This window comes from Haloarcula nitratireducens (assembly GCF_019599505.1).
The window spans coordinates 513,429-540,113 of sequence record NZ_RKLT01000002.1 but is presented as its reverse complement, the minus strand read 5'-3'; the positions used below and the strand labels follow the sequence as shown (position 1 = coordinate 540,113).

The following is a 26,685-nucleotide window of genomic DNA, read 5'->3' as shown; positions in this document are numbered from 1 at the left end:
GACCGGTTGCTTCAGGTTTAGGAGGCTTCGTCGATAACACCGACGTATGGCAGAATACTGTGATAAGTGCGGGACAGAGTTAGACTCCGAAGAGGCCCGCCATCAGCGGTACATGGCCGAACACGCGGACGAAGACGTCGCCACGCTCGAAGGCGCGCTCTGTTCGGTCTGCTTCTACGAGTTCGAGGACTGGCTGGACGCGGAGTAAAAATCGAAGGCGGCTCTTTTTCCGACTCAGGCGCTCTCGACCGCGTCGAGCAGCTCGTCGTAGTCGGGCTCGTTAGTCGGGTCGTCGGCGACCCAGTCGTAGGCCACTTCGCCCTCGTCGTCGACGACGAACGCGGAGCGGTTGGCGACGCCGTGGAGTCCGAGGTCCTCGATGTCGATGCGGACGCCGTAGTCCTCGATGGCGTCGCGGTCCATGTCGCTGACGAGGTCGAACTCGAGGTCCTCCTCCTCGCGGAAGGCGTTCTGCGAGAACGCCGAATCGGCGCTGACGCCGAGGATTGTCGCGCCGGCGTCCTCGAAGTCGCCGAGGTGGTCCTGCAGCGCGACCATCTCGTTCGAACACGGCGGCGTGAACGCGCCGGGGAAGAAGGCCAGGACGACCGGCCCGTCGCCGAGGTGGTCCGAGAGTTCGAACTCCTCTACCTCTCCGTTCGCTACCGTCGCCGAGATGTCGGGTGCGGAATCGCCTGTGGATACCATCGGGTGGGGATAGCGGTTTGAGCCGAATAAAAGGTCGTGCGTCGGTGCCGATGACCGCTTCTCGGGCCGGCTGTCACGTCCGCGAGCGGCTGCGGTCCACAGACGGGTTCAGAGCCACTCGGCGAACTCGTGGTGGGCTCTGCTCGCCTCGAAGTAATCCCGCTGCATCTCGGAGATGGCGTCGCCGAGCGCCATCCCGTCGGCCAGGTACTCCCGGACGCGGTCGACCTTCCACGAACTCGGCGTCTCGCCGGCCTCGTATCGCCGCTCGATCGGGCCGAGGTACTCGTCTATCTGGCTCTCCGGGACGCCCTGCTCGTCCAGTCCGCTCCGGGCGAGGCGGAACACCTCGTCGAAGACGACCTCGCGGTCGGTGGTGCGCTCGCCGTGACCGGTGACCCACGCGAGGTCGGCGTCGAGGCCGTGACGCGCGGCGTCGTAGAAACCGCGCGAGGCCTCCGCCCACGGGAGCTCCGCGAGCGGATGGTCCGTGACCACGAGCCCGCGAATGAGCCCGACGGTCAGCGCCTGCATCCCGATAATGTCCCTGACGTGCGGCTGGGTCGGAAGCGGGCGGTACTCGATGCGCAGCGACCGCTCGCCGCTCGCGCCGTCGACCGGCGTCCCGCCGACGACACAGCGGAGCCAGCGCCAGTAGGTCCCGCGCTTGTGGTCGAACTCCCAGAACTCCTCGGCGAAGGACTCGCGCTCGCCCTCTTCGAGCCACTCCCGAAGAAACGGCGCGAACAGGTCGTCGGCGACCACTCGGTCGACCACGTCCGTCGCCGCGTCGATGTCTCTCGGGACGCGGACCTTCGGGTTCTCGCTGGTGTTGACCGACTGCTCGAAGGCCGCGATGCGCAGTTCGCGGTGCGTGTTCGCACAGAGCCACTCGCCGTCGACGTCGTCGCCGTACATATCGGCGGGGAGGAACGGCGAGTTCACCGACAGCGCCAACAGCGGCCCGAGCGTCCGGATAGCGGCGTTGTAGTAGGCGGGGAACGCCTCGGCGTCGGGAACCTGGAGGTGCGGCTGGATAGAGGTGGCCAGCGACTCGAAGAGGATGGTCGGGAACGCGCCGTCGTAACCCGGCACCGAGAACGGGATCTCGCCGTCGGCGTGGGCCGCGGCCTCGTTGTCAAGCGCGACGTAGCGAGGGGCCCGCCGCATGTTGTCGGCGAGCACGACGCCGTCGCGCGCCTCGTGGTCCGAGAGGTACGCCTCGCTCCCCTCCTCCGGCGGGATCGTCCACATCGCGTCTAAGACGAGTTCGCAGTTGTGCTTGCTCGCCTGCTGGCGGGCCTGTTTCGTGTGCATCTCGACGGAGGTGGTCTGGACTGCCATCCCCGTCTCGTCGAACGCGTTGGGGTCGGTGTTGACCTCGGCGTTGTGGAGGCCGAGTTCCTCGTTGGCCTCGCCGTCGAAGACCACCTCCGGCAGGCGGGTGAGCCGCCCTTCCCACTCCTCGGGGTTCATGTACGGTTCGTCGTCCGCGTCGTCGGCCGCCGTCTCGACCGTCGGTTCCGGGTCCGTATCCGCCGCCTCGGACTCGTCGGGCGCCAGCGGGCTGTCGGGGTCCACGTCCAGCGATGGCCCCTCGCCGGATCCGAACTGGTCGCCCCCGCCGTCGTCCGGTTCCAGCGATGCCCTGCCTTCGGGCTCCAGCGACGCTCCGCTCCCGGACTCCGACTCTGTGGGCGCTTCGAGCGACCCGTCCCACGCGCCGCCACCGCCGCCGGAGAGATCGGCGTCGGGGTCGGCTTCGGCCGCCGCGTCCTCGGCGTCCTCCTCTCCCGATTCGTCGTCTTCGCTCGGTGGCTCGGGTACGCTGTCGATGGCGTACAGTTCCACTTCGAGGCCGACCGAGAAGGCGTCGTTGTCGAACTCGCCGCTCTCGATGGCCTCGCGGAGCCGTGCGGCCTGTGCGTCGACCCGGTCGGTGAACTCGGCGTCCGTCGCGTCGGCCAGCGACCGGTGCACCAGGTCGACGATGTCGTCCATGCCCTGAACTGTGTCGGTTGTTCCCCTTATACCTGACTCGTCTCCGCTCCGCTTCGAGGGCCGCGCTCCCTGCGGTCGCGCGCCCCTCGCTACTCGAACAGATCCTCGTGTCTCGCCGCGAGATTGGCGTAGTCGCCCGAGGAGAACGCCTCGAATACCTCGTCTGGATTGATCGTCGTCTCCGAGAGCGGCGTCACCTGCGCGGGGCTCCCGCGGACGAACGACTCGGCGGGCACCTCGTAGCCCGGCGGGACGACGGTCCCCATCGCCACGATGGAGCCTTTCCCGATGACGGCGTCGCTGACGGTGGAGTTGAAGCCGACGAGCGCGCCGTCGCGCACTTCGGCGTCGTTGAGGACGGCCCCGTGGCCGACCATCACCTTCTCGCCGACCGTCGAGGCGTGCAAGATCGCGCCGTCGCCGATCGCCGACTCCCGGCCGACTTCGACCGGCGCGACGTCGCCCCGGAGGACACAGCCCGGCCAGACGTTGGCGTTCGGGCCGACGGTGACGTCGCCGACGATCGTCGCTTCGCGGCTGACGTGCGCGTATCCGTGGATGTCCGGTGACGCCCCCTCGAACGCGTACTCGCGACTGTCCATATCGATACAGCGTCTCGGATACCCGAAAAGATACCGGTCAGCCGGGCGATTATTGACCCGTCGAGTCCGCGCCGTCGAAGTGCCTCACTCGATGTGGACGACCAGCACCGGCACGGACGAACTCTCGAGGACGCGGTCGGTGACGCTGCCGAGGCTGGCGACCCGGTCCCGACCGGTGCGTCCGTGCGTGCCCATCACGACGAGGTCGATTCCCTCTCGATCCGCGTACTCCGTGATGACCTTGTGCGGGATGCCGACCTCCATCTCGGTGACAGTTTCCACGCCCGCCTCCTCGCCGCCGACGGTGATGTCGTCGAGCGCGACCTCCCCCTCCTCTTCGAGGGACTGGCGAACGTCCTCTTGGGTGTCCTTCTCGGCCGCCAGGTAGAGGCGCTTATCGACGACGTAGAGACCGTGCAACACCGCGTCGTTGTCCCGGGCGATGGCGGCGGCGTGGGAGAGCGTCTCCGTCGTTCCCGCGCTGCCGTCCGTCGCGACCAGTACGTTGTCGTACATCTGGCGACAGATGCGTCCCGACGGTACATAGTAGTCCCGTTGGCACACCGCACGCTCTCCCGAACGGAAGTCGAGCCGTTCGGCGAGCGGGGTTACCACTGTTCAATGAGGAAGAGTTTCCGCCATCTTCTGTCAACTGGTAAACTTATGTCGGTGGCTCTCAATAGATGGAATAACCATGCAAGGGAGTGACCTACCGGTCGGGCGGCGAATGGAACTGTACGTTCGATCGCTGCTCCCGGACGGCTACCACCAGCGACAGACAGAGCTCGAAGAGCGCGTCTCGGGGCTCGTCGAGTCCGGCCACGCCAGCGACCGTAGCGTCCACGTCTGGGGCAAACAGGCCCCCGCCACGCGGGAGGCGACGACCACCGACGTCGGGCAGTTCGTGCTCGAACGCGTCGAACTCTTCCGAGAGTGGGCCGCGGTGAATGACCGCTCGCTCGCGCCGGCCTTCGAGGTTCGAGAGGTCGACAACCGGCTCACCGACGACCACTATCGCGCCATCCGCTTCCCCACCGCACTGCTGGCCGAGTTCCGCGGCGACGCGCTCACGTGTGTCACGCCCCACGCCGACGAGGACGGCGTGACGACGATCACCGACCGACTCGCTTCGCTCGAAGCCGAAAATCACACGCGGTTCAAGCCGGTCGATCAGGTCGCCACCGAGGAGCCGCGGACCGACGCCGACTCGTCGCTGCTCGTCGAGTCGGACGAGGGGCCGGACGGGGAGCCGCTCGCCCCCGAGTGACCCGTCCGCCCGCCCGCGTCTCAATACACTTATCCCCGGCCGCTGTCGTATCACGGATATGAGTACGGTCACGGTCACGCTGCCGGACGGGTCCACCCTGGAGATGGACGCCGGTAGCACGGTCGAGGACGTCGCCTACGAAATCGGACCGGGACTCGGTGAGGACACCGTTGCCGGCGTCGTGGACGGCGAACTGGTCGATAAGCACACGCCGATCGAAACGGACGTGACACTCGAGATCGTCACGCCGAGCAGCGACGAGTACCTCGACGTGCTTCGCCACTCGGCCGCCCACGTCTTCGCGCAGGCGCTCCAGCGGGAGTTCCCCGAGGCGACGCTCACCATCGGACCGTGGACCGACGACGGCTTCTACTACGACGTCACCGACGTCGACCTGGACGAAGACGACCTCGAGACCATCGAGGTCGAAGCCCAGCAGATCATCGAGGAAGATTACGACATCGAGCGCGTCCTCCTCGACCGCGAGGAGGCCTTCGAGCGCTACGAGGAGAACCCGTTCAAACAGGACATCTTAGAGACCGAGGCCGCCGGCGAGGACCCGGTCTCCTTCTACGAGCAGGAGGAGTTCTACGACCTCTGTCAGGGACCCCACGTCGAGTCGACCGGCGAGATCGGCGGCTTCGCCCTGCTGGAGATTTCGGCGGCGTTCTGGCGCGGTGAGGAGGAGAACGACACGCTGACCCGCGTCTACGGCACTGCCTTCCCCACGCAAGACGACCTCGACGAGTTCCTCGAGAACCGCCGGAAGGCGCAGGAGCGAGACCACCGGAAGATCGGCCAGGAGATGGACCTCTTCTCCATCGACGACACCACCGGACCGGGCCTGCCGCTGTACGAGCCTAACGGGAAGAAGATCCTCAACGAGCTGTCCGAGTACGCCGCCGAACTCAACCGCGAGGCCGGCTACGACGAGGTCGAGACGCCGCACGTCTTCCGCACCGAACTGTGGAAGAAGTCGGGCCACTACGAGAACTACGTCGACGACATGTTCCTCCTCGACGTGAACGACGAGGAGTACGGCCTGAAGCCGATGAACTGCCCGGGCCACGCGACCATCTTCGAACAGAAGAACTGGTCCTATCGCGACCTCCCCGTTCGCTACTTCGAGGACGGGAAGGTCTACCGCAAGGAACAGCGCGGCGAGCTGTCGGGGCTCTCGCGGACGTGGGCGTTCACCATCGACGACGGCCACCTCTTCGTCCGGCCCGACCAGATCGAGGCGGAGGTGCTCGCCACCGTCGACATCATCCTCGACACCTTGGAGACGTTCAACCTCGATTACACGGTGCAGTTCGCCACCCGACCCGAGAAATCGGTCGGCAGCGACGAGATCTGGGAGAAAGCGGAGTCCCAGCTCGAATCGGTCCTCGACGAGCAGGACATCGACTACGTCGTCGAGGACGGCGACGGGGCCTTCTACGGCCCGAAGATAGACTTCGCCTTCGAAGACGCGCTCGGCCGTCACTGGGACGGCCCGACGGTCCAGTTGGACTTCAACATGCCCGAGCGCTTCGACCTCTCCTACACCGGCGAGGACAACGAGGAACACCGCCCGGTGATGATCCACCGCGCGCTGTACGGCTCCTACGAGCGCTTCTTCATGGTGTTGACCGAGCACTACAACGGGAAGTTCCCGCCGTGGCTCGCCCCCGAACAGGTCCGCGTCCTCCCGGTCTCCGACGACAATATCCCCTACTGCGAGGAGTTACGGGACGAACTGAGCGAGTTCCGCGTCGAGATCGAGGACCGCTCGTGGACCGTCGGCCGGAAGATCCAGCAGGCCCACGACGACCGGGTCCCGTACATGCTCATCATCGGCGACGACGAGGAGGACGCCGGCACCATCTCCGTACGGGACCGGAAAGAGCGCGAGGAGAAGGATATCGAACTCGACGAGTTCCGCGACCACTTAGCGACCGAGGTCGAACAGCAGCGGACCGCGGTCACCTTCCTCGCCGGCCGGTAAATCGGGATACGGCCGCGTCGGCACCGTATTTTCGAGCGGTACAAACGTGCGCTTTTATGCGAGGAGAGCGAGGTCCGGACATGAGCGACTCCGACCGGCACCAACCGAGCGACACCATGCGCGAACGGGTGTCGGAGAGCTCGCGGATGCTGTGGCTGTTACTCGACGTCGACCGGTGGATCATCGCCGGGCTCTTCTCCGCCACGCTGTTCCTGTTTCTCCTCGCCGCCGGGATCGCTCACCCGACGCCGCCCCACACGCTGTTGACTCGGGGCGACCCCGCAGAGACGCTGTATCAGGCGCTCATCACCGGCACCATCACCGGCGTGACGCTGGTGTTGACGCTGAGTCAGCTCATCCTCTCACAGGAGCTCGGCGCGGTCGGCGACCAGCGCGAGCGGATGGAGGGCGCGATGCGGTTCCGCGACGACGTGGCCGACAGCGTCGGCGCGGCAGTCAGCCCCGCCGAACCGTCGGCGTTTCTGCGCTCGCTGGTGCGAGCCACCAAAGAGCGCGCCCAGTCGGTCGAGGAGGCCGTCGACGAAGGCGACGGGCTGGACGACGACCTGCTGGAACTGCTCTCCGCGTACCTCGACTCCGTCGTCGGCAACGCCGACGAGGTCACGGACCAACTGGAGGGGCGGACCTTCGGGGAGTTTGACGTCGTCGAGGCCGCTCTGAACTACAACTACTCCTGGAAGCTGTACGCCGGGCGGCGCATCCGCGAGGAGTACGGTGAGGGCCTCTCGGAGGAAGCCCTCGACGCGCTCGACGAGCTCATCGAGACGCTCAAGCTGTTCGGGCCCGCCCGCGAGCACTTCAAGACGCTCTACTTCCAGTGGGAGCTCGCGAACCTCTCGCGGGCGCTGCTGTACATCGCCGTCCCGGCTCTCGCGGTGGCGATCGGATCGCTGATTCTGTTCGACCCGCAGGACTTCTCGGGAACCACCTACGGCGTCGCCAACTCGCTGTTGCTCGTCGCGACGACGACGACCGTCTCGCTGCTTCCCTTCACGGTGTTGCTCGCGTACATCCTCCGCATCGTCACCATCACCAAACGGACGCTCTCGATCGGCCCGTTCATCCTCCGGGAGACCGAGCGGTCGGTCGACGTGAATTGGGACTGAGCGGAATCTTCGATTCCGCGAAAGCTAAACGACCCGAGCCGTCACCGGTATTTATCACCGACTCGGTCGTTTCGTCGCCGTATGGCCCCGCTCTCGACGGGGGCGCTCGTCGTGTTCGGACTCGTCGCCGTCGCCCTGGCGCTGTTCGTCACCGAGTGGCTCCCGCCGGACATGACGGCGATCGGCGTCCTCGTCTCGCTGGCCGTCCTCGAACCCTACACCGGCGTGCCGGCCCGCGACGCCATCGCCGGGTTCGCCAGCCCCGCCGTCGTCACTATCGTCGCCATGTACATCCTCAGCGCGGGCGTCGAGGACGCGGGCGTGGTCGATTGGCTCGGCGGCAGGCTGGCGACGCTCACCGGCGGCGACGAGAGCCGACTGCTCGCGGCGATCGTCGGCACGACGGGTATCAGCGCCGGGTTCGTCAACAACACGCCCGTCGTCGCCGTCTTCATCCCGCTGGTGACCGGGCTCTCCGAGCGCTACGGCATCTCGCCGTCGAAACTCCTCTTGCCGCTCTCCTACGCGGCGATGCTCGGCGGGACGCTGACGCTCGTCGGGACGGCGACGAACCTCCTCGCCAGCGACATCTCGCGGGACCTGCTCGGCGAACCGCTCTCGATGTTCACGCTGACGCCCGTCGGGATCGTCGTCTTGCTGGTCGGCGTCGCCTACCTGCTCACCGTCGGCCGAGCGCTCGTCCCCGAACGCGTCCACCCGGCGGCCGACTTCACCGAGGAGTTCGACATGGACCGTCACCTCGCGCAACTGGTCGTCCGCGAGTCCTCGCCGCTGGTCGGGAAGACGGTCGCGGACGCCCTAGACGACGGCGACGCGGTGACGACCGAAGCGACCGACGCGATGCAGCCCGCGGGGACCGACGCGACGCTCGAACTGCCCGCAGTCGAGGACCCCATCGACGTGGACGTGCTCCAGATCGACCACAACGGCGAGTCCTTCTTCGCCACGGCGACGGACAGACCGCTCGAACCCGGCGACGTGCTGACGGTGCGGGGGAGCACGCAGGCCGTCAACCAGTTCGGCGAGACCTACGGCCTGCGACAGCTCTCCCGCGAGTCCGTGACCGAGGAACTGCTGGTCGAGAGCGGCCACCCCGGCGTGCTGGCGGAGGCCGTCATCAGCAACGAGTCCAGGCTCCTCGGGCGAACCCTCGCCGACGTGGGTCTCCGATCCCGGTTCGACGTGACCGTGCTGGCGATCCGCCGCGGCGACGAAATCATTCGCGAGGGGCTCGCGTCGGTCGAACTGTCGGCGGGCGATACGCTCTTCCTCCAGACGCCGGTCGACGAGATCGGCCACTTACAAGAGGAGGGCTACCTCGTGCTCACCGAGGGGCCGCCCGAACTCTTCGACGTCATCCACGACGGCGAGACACCGCCGTCGCTCGACGCCCGGGCGCTCCTCCCCGTCGGCATTCTCGTCGCCGTCGTCGCGCTGGCGGCGCTCGACCTCGTCCCCATCTACATCGCCGCGCTGGGCGGCGTCGTGACGATGGTCGCCAGCGGGTCGCTCGGCGCGTCGCGGGCCTACGACGCGGTGAGCTGGAACGTGATCTTCCTGCTGGCCGGCCTCCTGCCGCTCGGGGCGGCGATGCAGACGACCGGCGGCGCGGCGTTCGTCGGCGACCTGCTCTCCGGAGCCGCCGTCGTCCTCCCGCCGCTGGCGCTGTTGGCGCTCTTTTACCTCCTGAGCGCCGTCGTCGCAAGCGTCATCACGCCCGTGGCGACCATCGTGCTGATGGCCCCCATCGCCGTCGCCACGGCCCGGGACGTCGGCGTCGCGGGTTTCCCGTTCCTGCTGGTGGTCACCTTCGCCGTCGCCACCGCCTTCCTCACCCCCATCGGCTACCAGACGAACCTGATGGTGTACGGTCCCGGCGGCTACCGCTTCACCGACTACGTCCGCGTCGGCGCGCCGTTGCAGTTGCTCCTCTGTGTCGTCACCACGGTCGCCGTGAGTATCGTCTGGCCGCTGTAGCGCCGTAGAATCGAGCGAGCCGCCGATCTCCGACCGCTCAGTTCCGCTCGTCGTCTTTGAGCTCTTCGAGCTCCGACTCGACTTCGCTGTCGTCGACGTCGGGCGTCTCCACGTCCGCCGACCCGCTGTCCTCGGCGAGTTCCTGTTCCAGCTCCGCCTCGGCGTCGGTCGGTTCGGCGCTCCCCGCCTCCGCGTCGGCGCTTCCGGTCTCGGCCGGCTCTGCCTCCGCCGTCTCCGTCTCGGTCCCGGCGCTCTCGGCCGGTTCCTCGTCGGCCTTCCCCATCTCCTGTTTCAGCGTGTCGAGTTCGGCGTCTACCTCACTACCCTGCTGCATCTCGTCCAGCTCTTTCTCCAGCGAGCTCTTATCGGAGATCTGGTCCTCCAACACGCCGTCCTCGCGGAGCTCGTCCATCGCCTGCGCGCGCGCCTCCATGTCCTCGGTCTGTTCCTCGGCGCGTTCGATGGCGCGGTTGACGTCCTCCATCTCGTCGCCGGCCCCCGTCATCGCCTCGTTGACCCGGGTCGAGGCCTTCGCCGCCTCGTGGCGGGCCTTCATCGTCTCCTTCTTCGTGCGGAACTGCTCGATCTGGCGCTGGAGCTCGTCTTTCTGCTCGACGAGCTGGTCCTGCTGGGTCTGGAGTTGCGAGACCTGCGTCTCCAGCTCCTCCATCTGGGTCATCTTCTGCTTCTTCTTCTCTAGGGCCTGCCGCGCGAGGTCCTCTCGGTCCTGCTCGACCGCCTGCCGCGCCTGGTCGTTGTGCTTCTCGACGTTCTCCTCGAGGCGGCGCTTCTGGATCTCCAGTCGCTTCTTCTGGGTCGTCAGGTCCGCGATGCCCTGCTTCACGTCCTGCAACTCGTTGCGCAACTGCTCGTAGCTGTAGTCGAGCGTCTCGGAGGGGTCTTCGGAGCGGTTGAGTGCCGCGTTCACCTTCGAGCGGATGACGTACGAGGCGCGCGAGAGGATTCCCATACCTCTGAGTTCATTGCTCCTGACTTAAATTTCTTCCATGGCCGAGAACGTCGCCGACCCGAGCGGCGACGAAAGCGGCGACAGATACAGGAACGCGGGCTACGAGGACGCCGACGTGAGCCACCCCGTCCACGTCCCGGGCGGCCGCGAGGCGGTCGGGACGCTCGACTCGCCCGACGCCGACCGCGTCGTCGTCGCCTGCCCGCCCCATCCACAGTACGGCGGCAGCCGGTCGGACCAGCGGTTGCGGGCGGTGAGCGACGCGCTCGCCCCCGAGATCGCGTGTTTGCGATTCGACTACGGAGAGTGGGACGGGGGTCGAGGCGAACGGACCGACGCCGAAAACGCGCTGGCATGGGCACGCACCGAGTTCGACGCCGTCGGGCTGTTCGGCTACAGTTTCGGGGCCGACGTGGCGCTCCGGGCAGCCGCCGCCGCCGACGGGGACGCGCCGGCGGCGCTGTCGGTGCTCGCGCCACCGTCGGAGCTCTCGGACGGGGCCGCCGTCGAGGCACTCGACACCATCGACTGTCCGGTGCAGGTCGTCTACGGCGAGCGCGACGAGACGGTCGAGTGGCGGCCCGTCGTCGACCGCGCCCGCGAACTGGGCCACGCCGTCGAGTCGCTGCCGGCGGACCACCACTTCGTCGGGCAGGCCGACCGCGCGGCCGAACTCGTCTCGCAGTTCTTCAGCGAGCGTCTGTAGCGGTCGGCCGGACTACCAGTGCACCGCCGCCGGCCGTCGTCCAATCGAGCGCGACGACGCGCCCGTCGCCGTAGCGGACCAGAATTTCGCTATCCCCATCGCCGTCGAGGTCCGCCGGCGTGGCGAACGTCCAGATAGGGACGTTCCGCTCGTAGGCCGCACGTTCCTCGCCGGTCGTGCCATCGAGCACGACGACGGTCCCGCCGTTCGTGACCGCCACCACGTCGTCGGTGCCGTCGCCGTCCACGTCGGCCACCCTCGGTGCGAACGTCGTGCGCCGCTCGCCGCCGCCCAGCGAGGTGCGCCACTCGGTCGCTCCGCTCTCGGTGTCGACGGCCAGTATCGTGTTACCGGGGACGCCGACGTACGCCTCGCTGTCGCCGTCACCGTCGGCGTCGCCCGCGTCGTGGACCCGCGCCGCGCCCGCGAGGTCCTTCGTCCACAGGCGCTCGCCCGTCGCGCCGTCCAGCGCGGCGAGTCGGGCGGTGTTGCCCGCGAGCACTCGGCCCTCGGCGTCGACCGCGAGCGTCGTCGCCCGGACGCCGCTTCGCCACCGCCGGGTCCCGTCCGGTTCGAAGGCGACGACGCCCTCGTCCCCACCGAGGACGACCTCCGTCGCGTTATCGGCGTCGACGTCCACCAACTTGGGGGCCGCCCAGACGGTCATGTTCGTCCGATTGCGCCACGCGACCGTCCCGTTCGCGCGGGCGACGACGAGCGTCCCCTCGATGTCGCTCGTGACGAGTTCCGGTCCGGCGTCGCCCGTGACGTCGCCCACCGCCGGCTGTCCGTAGCCGTAGGTCGAGAGCGGGACGCGCCACTGTTCGGTGCCGCTGGCCGCGTCGAGGACGACCAGTTCGCTCTGGGTCGTGCCCACGGCGACTTCCATCCCGCCGTCGCCGTCAACGTCGGCGACGGCCGGTTGGGTGAGCGCGTGGGTGAAACAGTCCTCCGCGGGGACGCTCCAGCGCCAGCGGGTCGCGCCGTCGCTGGGACGTAAACGGACCAGCGAACAGGAATGCGGGCCGATGGCCTCGGCGTTCGGTACCGCCGCGACGGGCGCGACGATCACGTCCCCGCGCGGGCCGACGCCGACGGCGTGGTGGTTCACCTCGTTGTCGCGGGCGGTGTCGCTACTCCACGTCCACGTGAGCGCGCCGCCGTCGGCGGTCACGCCCGCGGCGACGACGCCGACCAGCGCGCCGCAGCACAGCAGCGCGGCGAGGAGCGTCCGCGGTCGCATCGCCGGAACTCGGCCGCCAACGGACATAAGCCCCCCTATCGCCGGACAGCGAGAGCGGTACGTACTTCTTCGCCCGCCTGCGAGTGCCGGACATGTGCGGCCGTTCGCGGCGTTCGCCGCTCGTCGCCCTGCCAGCGACGGTCCTCGCGGTGCTCGTTTTCTCGGGCGTCGCAAGCGCCCACGGAGCCGTCGGCGGCGGCATCAAGGCCCCGATCCCGCTGTGGCTGCTGTACACCGGGGCCGGCGGCACCGTCGCGGTCACCGCCGGCTGGCTGGTCGTCAGCGAGTGGACGGGGAAAGTCGAGGCCGACGCGCCGTCGCTGCACGTCCCGTTCTGGATCTCTCGGGCGCTCAGGAACGTCGGCCGGGCGCTCGGCCTCGCGGCGTTCCTCGCCGTCCTCCTCTCGGGCGTCTTCGGCCAGCAGATCCAGTCCGAGAACGTCGCCACCGTGCTGTTCTGGCCGGTGTGGTTGAAGGGGCTCGGTCTCGTCGCCGTCGTCGCCGGGAGCCCGTGGCGCGTCCTCTCCCCGTGGCGGACCATCTATCTGGGACTCGCGCGCCTGGAGGGCGAACCGCCCGCCGTCCTCGGTGCGTATCCCGAGCGGCTCGGCGATTGGCCCGCCGTCGTCGGCTTCGCCCTCGTCGTCGGGATCGCCGAGAACCTCACGCTACTCCCGCGCTCACCGCGGCTCACCGCCGCGCTGGTCGCCGCCTACGCGCTCGTCATGGTCGTCGGCGCGCTCGCGTACGGACCGACGTGGCTCCGCCGGGCCGACGCCCTGGCGGTTCTCTACCGCCTGCTCGGTCGGGTCGCGCCGCTGGCCGTCGCCCGGGCGGACGGCGGGTATCGGCTCTCGCTTCGCGCCCCGTGGCGGGCCTATACGCGGCCGGTCGCCGACAGGTCGACGACGGCGTTCGTCGTCCTCGCGCTCTACACCGTCAGCTTCGACGGGCTGACGAACACGCGGGCGTTCCGGTCGCTGCTGGCTTCGATACCGACCGACCTCGGCCCGACGCCGGCCGCCGTCGTCCTCTATCTCGCCGGGTTCGCGCTGTTTCTCGGAAGCTATCGCGTCGCGCTCGCGCCGGTCGGCCGACTCGGCGACGGAGAACCCGCGACGCACACGGCGATACACGGGCCGGCGACGGCCTTCGCCGCCTCGCTGTTGCCCATCGCCGCGGCCTACGAGGTCGCCCATACCTACCCGTTCGTGCTGCGAAACCTCGGCGTACTCGCGGCGCTGCTGACCGACGGTATCCTCGCTCCGGACCCGGTCGCCGGCTTACCGCTCTCCGCGTTCTGGGGATCCCAGGTCGTCCTCGTCGTCGCGGGCCACCTCGTCGCCGTCGTCGCCGCTCACGCGGTCGCGGTCGAGGCGTACGGGCGGCGCGGTGGCCGTCGCGCACACGCCCCGCTCGTCGTCGTCATGGTCGGCTACACCGTGCTCTCGCTGTGGATAATCTCCCAGCCGATCGTGAACTGAGTGACCGGCGACCGATCTCGAATTCGAGGGGCGGGGACTGATTACAGCGGCTGATACGGGCAGAAGGTACATCCCCGCCGCGGATGTAGCCGACGGATATGGGAGAGAACGGTCTCGACGGACTGGCGGCCGCCCTCCGGCGGTCGGTCCTCGGTGCGCTCCTCGCCGCGGTCGCGCTCTTCGTCGGCGTCTACGGCCTCACGGCGATCCAACGTCAGGACCCGCTGTTCGTCCTCGCGGGCGCTGTCGGTATCCTCGTCTCCTTCGGGGCGGCGGTGTGGATCGGTTACCTCTTCGTCGACGGTTACCGTGCTCGGTGAGGCGTCGCCGGCCTTGCAGCGGCCGACCGTATCCTTATATTATATAACGATCTATGGTGGTGTATGGCGACGGCCGAACCGGTCCCGGTCGCACGGCGCGCCAGCCACGGGGTCGTCTCGCTGGTCGCGGGATTCCTCACCGGGTTCGCGCTCTTCTCGGCGATCGGTGCCGCACCGAACGACGCCCTGTTCTCGGCGCTCTCGGTCGCTCTTCTGGTCGCGTTTAGTCGCTCGCTCGCGTGATGAGTCCACCCTTCGGTCGATTCACCGACCGGCGACGCGGCCGGCCGCGGACTGACAGTCGATGACGAACGCGGGGAGTCCCGAAACCGTTTAGACGCCCCGAGTTAGACCGTCGGTATGCCGACGGAACCTGAGACGGACTACGACCCGGATCTGGGTCGGAAGTTCATCTTCGTCACCGGGGGCGTGATGTCTGGACTGGGGAAAGGCATCACCGCCGCCAGCACGGGTAGGCTTCTGAAGAACGCCGGGTTCGACGTGACCGCGGTCAAGATCGACCCCTATCTCAACGTCGACGCCGGGACGATGAACCCCTTCCAGCACGGCGAGGTGTACGTGCTGAAAGACGGCGGGGAGGTCGACCTCGACCTGGGGAACTACGAGCGGTTCCTCGACGTCGACATGACCTTCGACCACAACATCACGACCGGCAAGACATACAAGTCGGTCATCGAGAAGGAACGCGCCGGCGAGTACCTCGGGAAGACGGTCCAGATCATCCCGCACATCACCGACGACATCAAGCGGCGCGTCCGCGAGGCCGCCGAGGGCAACGACGTCTGTATCATCGAGGTCGGCGGCACCGTCGGCGACATCGAGGGGATGCCCTACCTGGAAGCGCTTCGCCAGTTCGCCCACGAGGAGGACGAGGACGACATCCTCTTCACGCACGTCACGCTCGTCCCCTACTCGAAGAACGGCGAGCAGAAGACCAAGCCGACCCAACACTCCGTGAAGGAACTGCGCTCTATCGGCCTCCAACCGGACGTGCTGGTCGGCCGGTGTTCGGACAAACTCGACATCGACACCCGCGAGAAGATCGCGCTGTTCTGTGACGTGCCGACCGAGGCGGTGTTCTCGAACCCCGACGTCGACGACATCTACCACGTCCCGCTGATGGTCGAGGAGGAGGGGTTAGACGAGTACGTGATGGAGCGCCTCGACATCGCCGACGAGGCCCTGCCCGAGGACGAGCGCGAGAACCGCTGGCGCGACCTCGTCACCCAGCAGACCGACGGCGAAGTAGAAATAGCCCTCGTAGGTAAATACGACTTAGAGGACGCCTACATGTCCGTCCACGAGGCGCTGAAGCACGCCGGGCTGGAGAAGAACGTCGACGTGAACGTTCGGTGGGTCAACTCGGAGAAGATGGGCGACCACCACGCCGACCGGATGCGAGACGCCGACGCAATCGTCGTCCCCGGCGGCTTCGGTACGCGCGGGACTGGAGGCAAGATAGAGGCCATCCGGTACGCCCGCGAGAACGGCGTCCCCTACCTCGGTCTCTGTCTGGGCTTCCAACTGGCGGTCATCGAGTACGCCCGCAACGTCCTCGACCTGGAGGGCGCGCACTCGACGGAACTGGACGAGGAGACGCCCCACCCCGTCATCGACATCCTGCCCGAGCAGTACGAGATCGAGGACATGGGCGGGACGATGCGACTGGGCGCGAACGAGACGGACATCGAGCCCGGGACGCTCGCGGCCGCGCTGTACGGCGGCGACTCCTGCACCGAGCGCCACCGCCACCGCTACGAGGTCAACCCCGAGTACATCGACGACCTGGAAGCCGCCGGGCTGAAGTTCTCCGGGCGCTCCGGGAACCGTATGGAGATACTCGAGCTCGCGCCCGACGACCACCCGTACTTCATCGGGACGCAGTTCCACCCCGAGTTCCGTTCGCGCCCGACCAGAGCGAGCCCGCCCTTCGTCGGCCTGCTGGAGGCCGTCGTCGGCGACGACCCCCACACCCCCGAGACCGAGGAGGTGAGCCACTGATGGTGGACGTAGACGAGTTCATCGCGGAGGCGAAGACCGAGATCGCCGAGGAGGTCGGCGAGAAGAACGCCGTCATCGGGCTCTCCGGCGGCGTCGACTCCTCGACGGCGGCGGCGCTGGCCTACGAGGCCATCGGCGACCAGCTCACCGCCGTCTACGTCGACACCGGCCTGATGCGAAAGGGCGAGACCGACGAGATACGCGAGACGTTCGACTACATGGACTCGCTGCGCGTCGTCGAAGCGCAGGACCGCTTCCTCGATGCCCTCGAAGGCGAGACGGACCCCGAGGAGAAGCGCCACATCATCGGCGAGCAGTTCATCCGGGAGTTCGAGACGGTCGCCCGCGAGGTCGACGCCGACTACCTCGTCCAGGGGACCATCTACCCCGACCGCATCGAGAGCGAGGGGACGATAAAGAGCCACCACAACGTCGGCGGCCTGCCCGAGCGCATCGACTTCGACGGCATCGTCGAACCGATGCGCGACCTCTACAAGGACGAGGTCCGCGAGGTGGCCCGCGCGCTCGACTTAGAGGAGATAATCTCGGAGCGGATGCCGTTCCCCGGCCCCGGCCTCGCCGTCCGCATCATCGGCGAGGTCACCGCGGAGAAACTCGAAGTCGCCCGCGAGGCCAACCACGTCGTCGAGGACGAACTCGAGGAGTACGAACCGTGGCAGGCGCTGGCGGCCGTCATCGGCAAGGCCACCGGCGTCAAGGGCGACAACCGCGTCCACGGCTGGGTCGTCGCCGTCCGCTCGGTCGAATCGCGGGACGGCATGACCGCCCGCGCGCAGGAACTGGACTGGGAGACGCTCCAGCGCATGCAGAGCCGCATCACCGGCGCACACGAGAACGTCGCCCGCGTCGTCTACGACGTGACCCACAAACCGCCCGCGACCATCGAGTACGAGTGACCATGCAGGTAGTCCTCGTCGGTTCGGACCCCGACGGCATCACCGACGCGCTCGAATCGGAGGGTCACACCGTCACCGTCGCGGACGTCGGCAACCGCCCCGGGCTCGAGGAGGCCGGCGTCCACGACGCCGACGTCTACCTCCTGACCGAGATGGCGCAGGCGACCTCCATCGCCGTCGCCAAGGACCTCAACCCCGACCTCCGCATCGTCGTCTACGCCGAGGGATCGCTGCCGGACTTCGCCAGTCGGCAGGCCGACCTCGTCGTCGACCCGAACCTGCTCGGTCCCGAGGCCGTCGCCGAGGAGCTGTAAGCGGGCCGTCGGCGGGGCGTAGCGCGGTACGCGCGCGACGTCAAAACTTATCCAGTTGGCTCGACTAACGAGGACAATGACCGAGGAGGGTGACGCCGCACGCGTGGGGTCCCGAGGCGACGTCGACGACCCGGCGACGCGCGAGCGCGTTGTACAGGCCCTCGAAGCCGCGCGCGAGGGCATCGCTCTCCTCGACGAGAACGGCGAGTTCATATACGTGAACCGGGCGTACGCCGACACGTTCGGCTACGAGCCCTCGGCGATGGTCGGCGAGCACTGGGACGACCTCGGCATCGAAGCCGATCCCGACCGGTTCTACGACGACATCCTCCCCGACATAACCACGGACGGACAGTGGACGGGAACGACTCACTGCGTCCACAGCGACGGCAGCGAGTTCCTCGCCCAGCACACCCTGACCTACACCGATCGGGGCGAATTCATCTGCGTAGTCCGTGACATCTCCCAGCGGGAGCAACGCAGACAGAGCCTCCAACAGTACGCGAAGATCGTCGAGACGGTCGACGACGGCATCTTCGCGCTGGACGACGACTCCCGCTTCACGCTGGTCAACGACGCCTTCTGTGAGATGTTCGGCTACGACCGCGCGGAACTGCTCGGCTCGCACGCCTCGCTCGTCCACAGCGAGACGATGGACGAACGGGCCTCCGAGAAGGTGCGAGAGATGCGCGACGGCGAGCGCGACGCCGCGGTGATGGACGTCGAGATAGCGACCAGAGACGGCGACATCGTCCCGGTCGAATCGTGGATCGCGCCGCTCCCCTTCGGCGACGGGAGCTACGGCCGCGTCGGCGTCGTCCGAGACGTCAGCGAGCGTCGGGAGCGCGAACGGAAGTTGCGCGAGACCCGCGAACAGCTGGAGATCGCGACCACTGCCGGCTCGGTCGGGACGTGGACGTGGGACATCCAGGCGAACGTCGTGACCGCGGACGAGTATCTGGCGGAGTCCTACGGGATGGACCCGGCGGCGGCCGCGGCGGGCGGGCCGATGGAGGCGTTCTACGAGCCGATCCACGAGGACGACACGAAGCGGACGTGGAACGCGCTCGAACGGGCGGTCGAGGAGACGGGCGAACTCGACGTGGAGTATCGGATCAGAGACGCTGACGGCGATATATCGTGGGTGCTGGCCCGCGGGACGGTCGTCTACGACGAGAACGACGATCCGATCCGGCTGAACGGCATCGTCTTCGACATCACGGAGCGAAAGCGAACGGAAGAGCGGGTTCGCTTCCTCGAAGAACTCGGACAGAAGCTCCAATCACTGACCGACCCGGACGAACTGATGGCGACCGCCGCTCGTTTCTTGGGCGAGCATCTGGGTGTGGACCGCTGTGCGTACGCGCAGGTCGAAGCGGACGAGAACCACGTTCGCATCACCGGCGACTACACGCGCGGCGGGACGGAGAGCATCGAAGGGGAGTGGGCCACGTCCTCGTTCGGTGCGGACGTGCTCGAGGCGATGCGGGAGAATCGCACCGTCGTGGTCGACGACGTCGCGACGGACGACCGAGTGCCCGACGAGCGGCTGGCGGCCTACGAGCGGGCCCAGGTTCGGAGTGCCATCAGCGTCCCGCTACACAAGGACGGCGCGTTCGTCGCCGGGTTGGGCGTCCACCATCGAACGCCCCGGGAGTGGCAGCCACACGAGATCGAACTGGTCGAGACCGTCGCCCAGCGGTGCTGGGAGTCCCTCGAACGGGCGCGGACGCTCCAGGAACTGCGAGAGCGCGAGCGGCAGCTCGAAGCGACGGTCGAGGACTTAGAGGAGACCAACGAGCGCCTCGACGGGTTCGCCAGCATGCTCGCTCACGAACTCCGCAACCCGGTCGCCATCGGCCAGATGTACCGCCAGCAGCTCCCGGAAGCGGAGGCGCCACAGGCGGTCGAACACGTCGGGGACGCGTTCGACAGGATCGAGGAGATGATCGACGTCATGCTGGTGCTCACGGGCGGCCAGCAGGCGAGCGACGACCGGACGCGAGTGGCGCTCGAATCGGTGTCCCGTGACGCGTGGGGGGAAGTGAACACGCCGGACGCGTCGCTCGAGGTCTCCCTCGACACCGCGGTACACGCCGACGAGACGTATCTCCGACACCTGTTTCGGAACCTCTTCGAGAACGCGATCGAACACGGCGGCGACGCCGTCACGGTCACCGTCGGCGAACTCCCGACGGGGTTCTACGTCGAAGACGACGGGAGCGGCATCCCGGCCGAGAAGCGAGAGGCGGTGTTCGAAGCGGGTTACACGACCGCGAGCGCACACGGCGGAACCGGGCTCGGGCTGGCGTTCGTCGAGGAACTCGTCGACCTGTACGACTGGGAGTGTACGGTGACCGAGAGCGGGGCGGGCGGGGCGCGATTCGAGTTCCGGAACGTCGTCTGAGCCGCGGTCAGACCGCTCAGAGCGTCGCCGCCGTCTCGGCGAGACGCTCGCTTCCGCCGCGTTTGAACGGGACGCCGTGGCCCATCCCGGCGACCTCGAACGGCGGGACGTGTTCGACGAAGCCGCGGACGCTCTCTCTCACGTCGCCCGTGTCGTAGCTTATCAGCCACGGCGAGGGCTTGAGCGTGCCGCGCTCCTCTCGGACGAGGTCGCCGAGGAACGCCGCGTCGAGCTCCTCGCTGACGTAGCAGACGTGGCCGGGCGTGTGGCCCGGCGTGAGGTAGGTCGTGAAACTGCCGACCGTCTCGCCGTCGGTCAGCGGTTCGACCGGGTTGTCCGGCGGCGAGCAGAATTTCCCCCCGACGCGCTGAATCGCTCCCTTGTGGTTCGAGAGCGGCGGCCGCTCCTCACCGGTCACGAAACGCGCGTCGGCCGCGCCGACGTAGATGGTCAGGTCCACGCCGTCGAACGCCGAGAGCCCGCCGACGTGGTCGAAGTCGTAGTGGGTCAGCAGGACGCGCTCTACGTCCCGCAGCTCGAAGCCGGCCTCTCTGATCCCGCCGAGGAGCGCGTTGCCGTGCCACGGCATCCCGGCGTCGACCAGCGTCAGCGTCCCCCCGTCGTCGACGAGGTACGCGTTGACTCCCGAGAGGTCGTACCACCAGACGTCGTCCGATAGCGGGGTTACCATACCGCGGCGTACGGACGCCGGCGTCAAAACCCTCTCGAAGCGTTCAGAACGGTAACTGCGAGCGGACGAAGTGATACCCCGTCTTCGCCTTCGAAGGCGACCGGATTCGCTCCATCTCTTCGTCGGTCAGCTCGAAGTCGAAGACCGCGAGGTTCGCTTCGAGGTGTTCACGGCCCGTCGCTTTCGGGATGGCGGCGACGCCGTCCTGTTGGACCAGCCACCGGAGGGCGACCTGTGCGGGTGACTTGTCGTAGCGATTCCCGACCTGAACGATCGCCGGGTCGTCCAAGACGCCACCGCGGGCCAACGGGCTGTACGCCGTCAGGAGCACGTCGTGAATCCGGCAGTAGTCGAGCAGTTGCGTCTGGTCCCAGTAGGGGTGGTACTGCACCTGGTCGGTGAAGATGGGGGCGTCCGAGAGTTCGCGAGCCTCGTCCAGCCGCGACGGCGAGAAGTTGCTGACGCCGATGTTCCGGACGAGGCCGTCGTCGACGAGGTCGTTCATCGCGTCGATCGTCTCGGAGACCGGGACCATCCACGGCGTGTTCGGCCAGTGGATGAGCAACAGGTCGAGGTAGTCCGTCCCGAGGCGGTGACAGCTCTCGCGGGCGGACTGGCGGACGCGCCGCGCGCTTCGATTGCTCCCGTCGAGCTTCGTCGTGAGGAAGACGTCCTCGCGGTCCACGTCGGCGGCGTCGATCCCCGTTCCGACCCGCCGTTCGTTGCCGTAGGCCTGCGCGGTGTCGACGTGTCGATACCCCATGTCGAGGGCGGTCTGAACTGTCTCCTGACAGGTCGCGCCCGTCAGCTGCCACGTGCCGAGACCGAGCGCCGGGACCGACTCGCCTCGGACCTGAATCGTCTCCATAGGCACCGTTGGCGGGCCGGGGACAAAACGGCAGTGACCGACGGAAGAGGCCGGCGGCCGCGACTCCTCCGGTCGGTGGGCTCAGCCCTCGATGTCGCCGAGCAGGCCGGGCGCTTCGGCGGCGATGATCTCGTCGATGGCGACTCCGGCGGCCCCCTCGTCGGCGGGTAGACAGAACACGGGCGTCCCGTCGGCGATGCCCGCCGTCGCCCGGATAGAGACGATGCCGGTGCCGACCTCGTCGAAGAGGAAGCTCCGGAACACCTCGCCGAAGCCGGGCAGGGACTTCTCGAACAGCGGATGGACCGCCTCGATGGTCACGTCGTCGGCGGTGACGCCGACGCCGCCGGCGGTGACGACGAGGCCGACGTCGTCCCGGCGGACGAGCGCGTTCACCGCCCGCTGGATTCCGTCGTAATCCCGACGGAGGCGCTCGCGGGCGGTGACGTCGTAGCCCGCGGCCTCGATGGCCGCCGCCAGCGCCTCGCCGGTCGGGTCCTCGCCGCGCTCCGTCGTCGTCCCGACCGTGACGAGCGCCGCGTCGACGGCCGTCTCCGTCGCTGCGTTCCGGCGTTGGGCGGCGGGCGAGTCGGGGTCGGCGGTTCCGGCGGTGTCGTCGGCGTCGCTCGCCCTCGACTCGGTCGGCGTCCCCGTCGAGTCCGCGGTCGGGGTCACCCCGTCGTCCCGCTCGCTCACCCGCTCGTCGGGGTCGGGTGACTCGGTCGCCGACGTCGTCTCTAAGGTCCGCTCCGCGTCCGCCGCCGACGCGTCTTCGCCAGTCCCGGTGGCCTCGGCCGCCGACGGCTCGGCGCGTTCGGTCGCTCCCGCGGCGTCGGCCGTCTCGCTTCGTTCCCCCTCGCTCTCGCCGTCGCTCTCGGTGGCTTCCCGGTCGTCTGTCTCCGTCTCCCGGTCCGTCCCCGTCTCGTCCGCGTCTGTCTCCGCCTCGTCCTCCTCGTCCTCCTCGTCGTCGGAACTGAACCCCCGTCGGGTATCGCGGGACTGGAAGTCGACCATACGCGGACGAAGGCACCTGGCGGGTAAATGGTTCCGGCCGCCCGGGTCGCGGCCCGAACGCGCACGTCCGTGGCCACCGGCTGACGCTCCTCGAAACCGACCGATCGGACCCCCTCCCGCTCGCGAGTCCGGCTCACAGACCGCCAGCGTTTTGCGGCCGCTGACCCGAGTGGCGACCATGCAGGCCGTCCAGTACACCGACCACGGCGGGCGCGAGGTCGTCACCTACGGCGACGCGCCCGACCCGACGGTCGGCCGGAACGAAGCGCTGGTCGACGTCAGGGCCGGCGCGCTGAATCACCTCGACGTCTGGACCCGTCGCGGACTCCCCGGACTCGACCTCGAACTGCCGCACGTTCCGGGGAGCGACGCCGCGGGCGTCGTCCGCGAGGTCGGGGCGGACGTGAGCCGCGTCGACCCCGGCGACCGGGTCGCGGTCAGCGCGGGCGTCAACTGCGGTTCCTGTGAGTTCTGTCGCCGCGGCGAACCGACGCTCTGCGTCGACTATCGGGTGCTCGGCGAGCACACCACCGGCGTTCACAGCGAACTGGCGGCGGTGCCGGCCGACGCCCTCGTCTCGGTCCCCGACGGGGTGGACTGGGAGACGGCGGCCGCCGCGCCCCTCGTCTTCCAGACGGCGTGGCGGCTGCTCGTCACCCGCGGCGAGATTCGACCCGACGATTCGGTGCTCGTCCTCGGGGCCAGCGGCGGCGTCGGCCACGCCGCCGTCCAGATCGCCGACCACGTCGGCTGTACGGTGTTCGCCACCGCCAGCACCGACGAGAAACGGGCGGCCGCCGAGCGACTCGGCGCGGACCGCGCCATCGACTACACCGACAGCGAGTTCGATACGCGAATCCGGGAACTCACCGACCGACGCGGCGTCGACGTGGTCGTGGACCACGTCGGCGAGGAGACGTGGCGACAGTCGCTGCGGTCGCTGGCGAAGGGCGGCCGCCTGCTCACCTGCGGTGCGACCAGCGGTCCCACCCCTGAGACGAACGTCAACCGCATCTTCGGCAACCAGCTGACCGTCGTCGGGTCGACGATGGCGACCTACGGCGAGACCGAGGCCGCTCTCGAACGGGTCTGGGACGGCACGTTCACCGTCGAGAAGCGGGCGACGCTGCCGATGAGCGAGACGGCCCGCGGCCACGAGCTGCTGGAATCGCGCGAGGGGTTCGGAAAAGTCGTCGTCGTCCCGGACAGTGAGTACGATGAGTGACGACGGGGACCGTCCAGAAGCGGGTGACGGCGGCGCGGGAGACAGCGGCACGGGAGACGACGGCGCGGCCGACGGCGGCTACGTCCACCGGCCCAGCGGCGAACCGCCCCGGCAGGCGGCGACGAGCGACGACTTCGGCTGGGAGGGGTGGGTCCTCGTCGGGATGATCGTCGTCGGCTTCCTGCTGATCCCCGTCGCCATCCTCGCGCTCCCGGCCGCACAGGGGTTCGTCCGGTCGCTCGGGCTCACCCTCCGGGCGGCGTATCTGGCGCTGCCGCTCGTCCCGGCGTTCCTGCTGGGCGGCCTCGCCGTGTGGTCGGCGCTTCGCTCGCGGCGGCCGGACTGACGGCGGCCGCGCCGTGCCCCGGGACCGTCGGTCGTAGTATCGCTCGCGATACTGGGCCGAGAACGCTTATCCCGCGGTCGGGCCACCCTCGAAACAGATGCTGCTGTCGCCGCTCTCGGTGGTGCTGCTGGCCGCCGTCGTGGGGATGGGCGTCGCCGTTCTCGCCTGGCTCCACCGGGACCGACCCGGCGCCGGCCCGCTCGCGGCGTTCGTCGTCGCCGCCAGCCTCTGGACCGTCGCCTACGGGCTGGAACTGGCCGTCCCGGACGTACAGACGATGGTGCGGTTGGTACAGGTGCAGTTGACGCTCTCCGTCGTCGTCCCCGTCGCGTGGCTAGCGACGGTCCTCGAGTACACCGGTCACCCCCACTGGCTCACGAAGCGACGCGTCGCGCTCTTGCTCGCGGAACCGGCGCTGTTCGTCACCCTCGTCTGGTCGAACCGGGGGCACGGACTGGTCTGGGCCGGCTCGGAGACGGCGGTCGTCGGCCAGACGAGCGCGCTCGTGCCGGTCTGGGGACTGGCCCGGTGGGCGCACCTCGCGTACATGCTGACGCTGATTCTAGTCGGCGGCGTCCTGCTGGTCCGACAGATGCTGCGAACGAACGAGCTGTTCCAGAGTCAGAGCCTCGCGCTCCTGGTCGCCATCACGATCCCGACGATGGCCCACTCGCTGTACGCCCTCGGGGAGTTCACCGAGACGCTCGACCCGACCAGCCTGGCGTACGTCGGCTCCGGGATCGTCCTCTCGCTGGCGCTGTTGCGCGGGCGGTTGCTGGACGTCGCGCCGGTGACCCGCGACCTCGGTCGGGAGGCCATCTTCGCCGAGATGGACGACCGGGTCGTCATCGTCGACGAGGGCGGCCGCATCGTCGACGTCAACGCGGCGGCTACCGACTTATTCGGCGAGGAGGCCGCCGCACTCTCCGGCGAGTCACTGCGACGGCGGCTTCCGGCGCTCGCCGAAACGTTGCCCGAGACCGGCGAGCGAGCGCAGACGGAGACGCGACTGGAACGAGAGGGGGCGGTCCGGTACTTCGACGTTCGGGTGACGCCGCTGTATCGCGCCTACGGCGTCGTCTCGGGCCACCTCGTCAGTCTCCGTGACGTGACCGACCGCCGCCAGCGAGAGCAGCGACTGGACGTGCTCAACCGGCTCCTCCGACACAACGTCCGCAACGAGATGAACGTCGTCCGCGGGAACGCTGACCTCCTGCGCGATGGCGTCTCCGACTCGGAGCGGGAGCGCATCGACCGCATCCTGCGGACGGTCGATACGATCGTCGAGCGGAGCAACAAGATGGGGCGCGTCTCGGAAGCTCTAGAGAACGAGCGGACTCGACCGGTCTCCCTGCGCCGACTCCTCCTCCCGGTGGTCGAGGAGGCCCGCGAGCGGACGCCCGAGGGCGAGGTGACGCTGTCCTGTCCGGAGACCTGCACAGTCGAGGGCGGGCCGTCGCTGACGCTCGCGTTCGGCGAACTGCTCGACAACGCGATCGAACACAGCGACGGGCCGCCGACGGTCGCGGTCACGGTCGCGACCGACGACGCCGAGACCGGCGTCCTCGTCCGCGTCAGCGACGACGGTCCCGGTATCGCCCCGCACGAACGAGACGTCATCCTCGCCGGGCGGGAGACCCCGCTTCGGCACGGCTCCGGGGTCGGGCTCTGGCTGGTACACTGGGTCGTCCGCAACGTCGGCGGGACGCTGGCGTTCGCCCCGGCGGACGGCGACGGGACGACCGTCGAGATCGAGTTGCCGGCGGCCGGCACCGACCGCGACACGGCGGGAGCGGGCGACGACCTCCCGACCGGCGGGCCGGGCGACGGACGGTCGGCGACTGCGGCCGCCGACGCGGCGGCGTCGGAGCGCTGATTCGGCGAGGACGGACCGTCTAGCGTTCCTCGTCGCGGCGCATCGCGATCTCGAACCACGGACAGAGGCGCAGTTGGCGGTAGTACTCCGGGTGCTCGCGCAGGCGGTCGTAGGGGACCCACATCAGGCCGTCGACCTCTCCGGGGTTCGGGTCGAGCGACGTGTCCGAGAGGGTCGCCTGCAAGACGGCGCAGACCTCCCACTCCAGTCCGGCGTTCTCGTAGTAGCGCTTGTACTCGAAGCGGTCGGTCACCCGGAGGTCGTTGTACTGGGCGGGCCTGATGCCCAGTTCCTCTTCGAGGCGCTCTCTCGTGGCTTCGACCTGCGTCTGGCCCTGCACGGGGTGGGAAGCGACGGTGCCGTCCCAGTAAGTGTCCCAGAGGCGCTTGGTCGCCGCTCGCTGGGCCAACAGTACGCGGTCGTCCTCGTCGAACAGCAGCGCCGTGAACGCCCGATGGCGGATGCCGTCGCCGGTGTGGGCATCGAGGCGGTTGACCGTCCCCGTCTCGGTGTCGTCTGCGTCCACCGCGATGACGTCCTGCCTGGCGTTCGGATGCGCGTCGGCCGCGTCGTTGCTCATATGGCGTATCAA

Annotated in this window: 26 protein-coding genes; 16 read left to right on the top strand and 10 right to left on the bottom strand. The window is 68.5% G+C overall.

The window, feature by feature from the left end:
- The first annotated feature begins 46 nt into the window (after positions 1–46).
- Positions 47–208, top strand: a complete 162-nt coding sequence (locus tag EGH23_RS09500) for a hypothetical protein (RefSeq protein WP_220579754.1) — start codon at positions 47–49, stop codon at positions 206–208.
- A gap of 26 nt (positions 209–234) precedes the next feature.
- Here the strand turns inward: EGH23_RS09500 and EGH23_RS09495 are convergent, their stop codons facing one another.
- From EGH23_RS09495 to EGH23_RS09480, 4 genes are all read right to left on the bottom strand, one after another.
- Positions 235–708 (bottom strand): redoxin domain-containing protein, encoded by a 474-nt coding sequence (locus EGH23_RS09495; RefSeq protein ID WP_220579753.1) that lies wholly within the window; start codon positions 706–708, stop codon positions 235–237.
- A gap of 108 nt (positions 709–816) precedes the next feature.
- A complete protein-coding gene (locus EGH23_RS09490; RefSeq protein WP_220579752.1) occupies positions 817–2,709 on the bottom strand; it encodes a glutamate-cysteine ligase family protein in 1,893 nt (630 codons plus the stop codon).
- Positions 2,710–2,798: 89 nt separating this feature from the next.
- The gene (locus EGH23_RS09485) at positions 2,799–3,311 is read right to left on the bottom strand and encodes a gamma carbonic anhydrase family protein (protein WP_220579751.1); all 513 of its coding nucleotides are present in this window, start codon (positions 3,309–3,311) and stop codon (positions 2,799–2,801) included.
- An 84-nt stretch (positions 3,312–3,395) separates the two neighbouring features.
- Positions 3,396–3,827 carry a universal stress protein gene (locus tag EGH23_RS09480; protein WP_220579750.1) on the bottom strand — a complete coding sequence of 144 codons (432 nt, stop codon included), beginning with the start codon at positions 3,825–3,827 and terminating at the stop codon, positions 3,396–3,398.
- 178 nt (positions 3,828–4,005) lie between these two features.
- Here EGH23_RS09480 and EGH23_RS09475 point away from each other — a divergent pair, with 178 nt between their 5' ends.
- From EGH23_RS09475 to EGH23_RS09460, 4 genes are all read left to right on the top strand, one after another.
- Positions 4,006–4,578, top strand: coding sequence for an HTH domain-containing protein (locus EGH23_RS09475; protein WP_220579749.1), 573 nt, complete (start codon positions 4,006–4,008; stop codon positions 4,576–4,578).
- A 58-nt stretch (positions 4,579–4,636) separates the two neighbouring features.
- The gene (thrS, locus tag EGH23_RS09470; protein WP_220579748.1) at positions 4,637–6,565 is read left to right on the top strand and encodes a threonine--tRNA ligase; all 1,929 of its coding nucleotides are present in this window, start codon (positions 4,637–4,639) and stop codon (positions 6,563–6,565) included.
- Positions 6,566–6,645: 80 nt separating this feature from the next.
- Complete coding sequence (locus EGH23_RS09465; RefSeq protein ID WP_220579747.1) at positions 6,646–7,692, top strand: DUF7972 family membrane protein; 1,047 nt, start codon at positions 6,646–6,648, stop codon at positions 7,690–7,692.
- Between the two features lie 81 nt (positions 7,693–7,773).
- Complete coding sequence (locus EGH23_RS09460; protein ID WP_220579746.1) at positions 7,774–9,690, top strand: SLC13 family permease; 1,917 nt, start codon at positions 7,774–7,776, stop codon at positions 9,688–9,690.
- 37 nt (positions 9,691–9,727) lie between these two features.
- Here EGH23_RS09460 and EGH23_RS09455 read toward each other — a convergent pair whose 3' ends face one another.
- The gene (locus EGH23_RS09455; protein WP_220579745.1) at positions 9,728–10,660 is read right to left on the bottom strand and encodes a PspA/IM30 family protein; all 933 of its coding nucleotides are present in this window, start codon (positions 10,658–10,660) and stop codon (positions 9,728–9,730) included.
- A 37-nt stretch (positions 10,661–10,697) separates the two neighbouring features.
- On the opposite strand from EGH23_RS09455, the gene EGH23_RS09450 reads away from it, so the two are divergent.
- A complete protein-coding gene (locus EGH23_RS09450) occupies positions 10,698–11,366 on the top strand; it encodes a dienelactone hydrolase family protein (protein WP_236044718.1) in 669 nt (222 codons plus the stop codon).
- On the opposite strand, the gene EGH23_RS09445 is transcribed toward EGH23_RS09450, so the two are convergent.
- Positions 11,350–12,609, bottom strand: a complete 1,260-nt coding sequence (locus EGH23_RS09445) for an outer membrane protein assembly factor BamB family protein (protein WP_220579744.1) — start codon at positions 12,607–12,609, stop codon at positions 11,350–11,352. The two genes, EGH23_RS09450 and EGH23_RS09445, sit on opposite strands and share 17 nt — an antisense overlap.
- A 92-nt stretch (positions 12,610–12,701) precedes the next feature.
- On the opposite strand from EGH23_RS09445, the gene EGH23_RS09440 reads away from it, so the two are divergent.
- The 7 genes from EGH23_RS09440 to EGH23_RS09410 all read left to right on the top strand — a co-directional run bounded on the left by EGH23_RS09440 (position 12,702) and on the right by EGH23_RS09410 (position 20,073).
- The gene (locus EGH23_RS09440) at positions 12,702–14,093 is read left to right on the top strand and encodes a hypothetical protein (RefSeq protein ID WP_220579743.1); all 1,392 of its coding nucleotides are present in this window, start codon (positions 12,702–12,704) and stop codon (positions 14,091–14,093) included.
- Positions 14,094–14,191: 98 nt separating this feature from the next.
- A complete protein-coding gene (locus tag EGH23_RS09435) occupies positions 14,192–14,413 on the top strand; it encodes a hypothetical protein (RefSeq protein ID WP_220579742.1) in 222 nt (73 codons plus the stop codon).
- A gap of 63 nt (positions 14,414–14,476) precedes the next feature.
- Entirely contained in the window at positions 14,477–14,656 is a 180-nt protein-coding gene (locus tag EGH23_RS09430; RefSeq protein ID WP_220579741.1) for a hypothetical protein, read from the top strand.
- A 117-nt stretch (positions 14,657–14,773) separates the two neighbouring features.
- The gene (locus EGH23_RS09425) at positions 14,774–16,435 is read left to right on the top strand and encodes a CTP synthase (protein ID WP_220579740.1); all 1,662 of its coding nucleotides are present in this window, start codon (positions 14,774–14,776) and stop codon (positions 16,433–16,435) included.
- On the top strand, positions 16,435–17,352 hold the full coding sequence (gene guaA / locus EGH23_RS09420) for a glutamine-hydrolyzing GMP synthase (protein WP_220579739.1): 918 nt from the start codon (positions 16,435–16,437) through the stop codon (positions 17,350–17,352). Before EGH23_RS09425 ends, guaA begins: the two co-directional genes overlap by 1 nt.
- Positions 17,353–17,354: 2 nt before the next feature.
- Positions 17,355–17,666, top strand: a complete 312-nt coding sequence (locus tag EGH23_RS09415; protein ID WP_220579850.1) for a DUF7126 family protein — start codon at positions 17,355–17,357, stop codon at positions 17,664–17,666.
- Positions 17,667–17,742: 76 nt separating this feature from the next.
- Positions 17,743–20,073 carry a PAS domain-containing sensor histidine kinase gene (locus tag EGH23_RS09410; RefSeq protein ID WP_220579738.1) on the top strand — a complete coding sequence of 777 codons (2,331 nt, stop codon included), beginning with the start codon at positions 17,743–17,745 and terminating at the stop codon, positions 20,071–20,073.
- Positions 20,074–20,089: 16 nt separating this feature from the next.
- On the opposite strand, the gene EGH23_RS09405 is transcribed toward EGH23_RS09410, so the two are convergent.
- The 3 genes from EGH23_RS09405 to EGH23_RS09395 all read right to left on the bottom strand — a co-directional run bounded on the left by EGH23_RS09405 (position 20,090) and on the right by EGH23_RS09395 (position 22,646).
- Positions 20,090–20,764, bottom strand: coding sequence for an MBL fold metallo-hydrolase (locus EGH23_RS09405; protein ID WP_220579737.1), 675 nt, complete (start codon positions 20,762–20,764; stop codon positions 20,090–20,092).
- A gap of 43 nt (positions 20,765–20,807) precedes the next feature.
- A complete protein-coding gene (locus EGH23_RS09400; protein ID WP_220579736.1) occupies positions 20,808–21,632 on the bottom strand; it encodes an aldo/keto reductase in 825 nt (274 codons plus the stop codon).
- Between the two features lie 81 nt (positions 21,633–21,713).
- Positions 21,714–22,646 carry a molybdopterin-binding protein gene (locus tag EGH23_RS09395; RefSeq protein WP_220579735.1) on the bottom strand — a complete coding sequence of 311 codons (933 nt, stop codon included), beginning with the start codon at positions 22,644–22,646 and terminating at the stop codon, positions 21,714–21,716.
- 178 nt (positions 22,647–22,824) lie between these two features.
- On the opposite strand from EGH23_RS09395, the gene EGH23_RS09390 reads away from it, so the two are divergent.
- The 3 genes from EGH23_RS09390 (at position 22,825) to EGH23_RS09380 (ending at position 26,093) form a co-directional block, all read left to right on the top strand.
- A complete protein-coding gene (locus tag EGH23_RS09390; protein ID WP_220579734.1) occupies positions 22,825–23,871 on the top strand; it encodes a zinc-binding dehydrogenase in 1,047 nt (348 codons plus the stop codon).
- Positions 23,864–24,217 carry a DUF7977 family protein gene (locus EGH23_RS09385; RefSeq protein ID WP_220579733.1) on the top strand — a complete coding sequence of 118 codons (354 nt, stop codon included), beginning with the start codon at positions 23,864–23,866 and terminating at the stop codon, positions 24,215–24,217. Before EGH23_RS09390 ends, EGH23_RS09385 begins: the two co-directional genes overlap by 8 nt.
- 97 nt (positions 24,218–24,314) lie before the next feature.
- Complete coding sequence (locus EGH23_RS09380; protein WP_220579732.1) at positions 24,315–26,093, top strand: histidine kinase N-terminal 7TM domain-containing protein; 1,779 nt, start codon at positions 24,315–24,317, stop codon at positions 26,091–26,093.
- A gap of 19 nt (positions 26,094–26,112) precedes the next feature.
- Here the strand turns inward: EGH23_RS09380 and EGH23_RS09375 are convergent, their stop codons facing one another.
- Entirely contained in the window at positions 26,113–26,673 is a 561-nt protein-coding gene (locus EGH23_RS09375) for an NUDIX hydrolase (RefSeq protein ID WP_220579731.1), read from the bottom strand.
- Positions 26,674–26,685: the final 12 nt, after the last annotated feature.

Coding starts and splice junctions, on each gene's coding strand:
- EGH23_RS09400 (WP_220579736.1), bottom strand. CDS start 21,632: ATGGAGACGATTCAGGTCCGAGGCGAGTCGGTCCCGGCGCTCGGTCTC.
- EGH23_RS09390 (WP_220579734.1), top strand. CDS start 22,825: ATGCAGGCCGTCCAGTACACCGACCACGGCGGGCGCGAGGTCGTCACC.
- EGH23_RS09405 (WP_220579737.1), bottom strand. CDS start 20,764: ATGGTAACCCCGCTATCGGACGACGTCTGGTGGTACGACCTCTCGGGA.
- EGH23_RS09415 (WP_220579850.1), top strand. CDS start 17,355: ATGCAGGTAGTCCTCGTCGGTTCGGACCCCGACGGCATCACCGACGCG.
- EGH23_RS09395 (WP_220579735.1), bottom strand. CDS start 22,646: ATGGTCGACTTCCAGTCCCGCGATACCCGACGGGGGTTCAGTTCCGAC.
- EGH23_RS09455 (WP_220579745.1), bottom strand. CDS start 10,660: ATGGGAATCCTCTCGCGCGCCTCGTACGTCATCCGCTCGAAGGTGAAC.
- EGH23_RS09490 (WP_220579752.1), bottom strand. CDS start 2,709: ATGGACGACATCGTCGACCTGGTGCACCGGTCGCTGGCCGACGCGACG.
- EGH23_RS09375 (WP_220579731.1), bottom strand. CDS start 26,673: ATGAGCAACGACGCGGCCGACGCGCATCCGAACGCCAGGCAGGACGTC.
- EGH23_RS09435 (WP_220579742.1), top strand. CDS start 14,192: ATGGGAGAGAACGGTCTCGACGGACTGGCGGCCGCCCTCCGGCGGTCG.
- guaA (WP_220579739.1), top strand. CDS start 16,435: ATGGTGGACGTAGACGAGTTCATCGCGGAGGCGAAGACCGAGATCGCC.
- EGH23_RS09425 (WP_220579740.1), top strand. CDS start 14,774: ATGCCGACGGAACCTGAGACGGACTACGACCCGGATCTGGGTCGGAAG.
- EGH23_RS09495 (WP_220579753.1), bottom strand. CDS start 708: ATGGTATCCACAGGCGATTCCGCACCCGACATCTCGGCGACGGTAGCG.
- EGH23_RS09380 (WP_220579732.1), top strand. CDS start 24,315: ATGCTGCTGTCGCCGCTCTCGGTGGTGCTGCTGGCCGCCGTCGTGGGG.
- EGH23_RS09440 (WP_220579743.1), top strand. CDS start 12,702: ATGTGCGGCCGTTCGCGGCGTTCGCCGCTCGTCGCCCTGCCAGCGACG.
- EGH23_RS09485 (WP_220579751.1), bottom strand. CDS start 3,311: ATGGACAGTCGCGAGTACGCGTTCGAGGGGGCGTCACCGGACATCCAC.
- EGH23_RS09480 (WP_220579750.1), bottom strand. CDS start 3,827: ATGTACGACAACGTACTGGTCGCGACGGACGGCAGCGCGGGAACGACG.
- EGH23_RS09475 (WP_220579749.1), top strand. CDS start 4,006: ATGCAAGGGAGTGACCTACCGGTCGGGCGGCGAATGGAACTGTACGTT.
- EGH23_RS09465 (WP_220579747.1), top strand. CDS start 6,646: ATGAGCGACTCCGACCGGCACCAACCGAGCGACACCATGCGCGAACGG.
- EGH23_RS09500 (WP_220579754.1), top strand. CDS start 47: ATGGCAGAATACTGTGATAAGTGCGGGACAGAGTTAGACTCCGAAGAG.
- EGH23_RS09410 (WP_220579738.1), top strand. CDS start 17,743: ATGACCGAGGAGGGTGACGCCGCACGCGTGGGGTCCCGAGGCGACGTC.
- thrS (WP_220579748.1), top strand. CDS start 4,637: ATGAGTACGGTCACGGTCACGCTGCCGGACGGGTCCACCCTGGAGATG.
- EGH23_RS09445 (WP_220579744.1), bottom strand. CDS start 12,609: ATGCGACCGCGGACGCTCCTCGCCGCGCTGCTGTGCTGCGGCGCGCTG.
- EGH23_RS09430 (WP_220579741.1), top strand. CDS start 14,477: ATGGCGACGGCCGAACCGGTCCCGGTCGCACGGCGCGCCAGCCACGGG.
- EGH23_RS09385 (WP_220579733.1), top strand. CDS start 23,864: ATGAGTGACGACGGGGACCGTCCAGAAGCGGGTGACGGCGGCGCGGGA.
- EGH23_RS09450 (WP_236044718.1), top strand. CDS start 10,698: ATGGCCGAGAACGTCGCCGACCCGAGCGGCGACGAAAGCGGCGACAGA.
- EGH23_RS09460 (WP_220579746.1), top strand. CDS start 7,774: ATGGCCCCGCTCTCGACGGGGGCGCTCGTCGTGTTCGGACTCGTCGCC.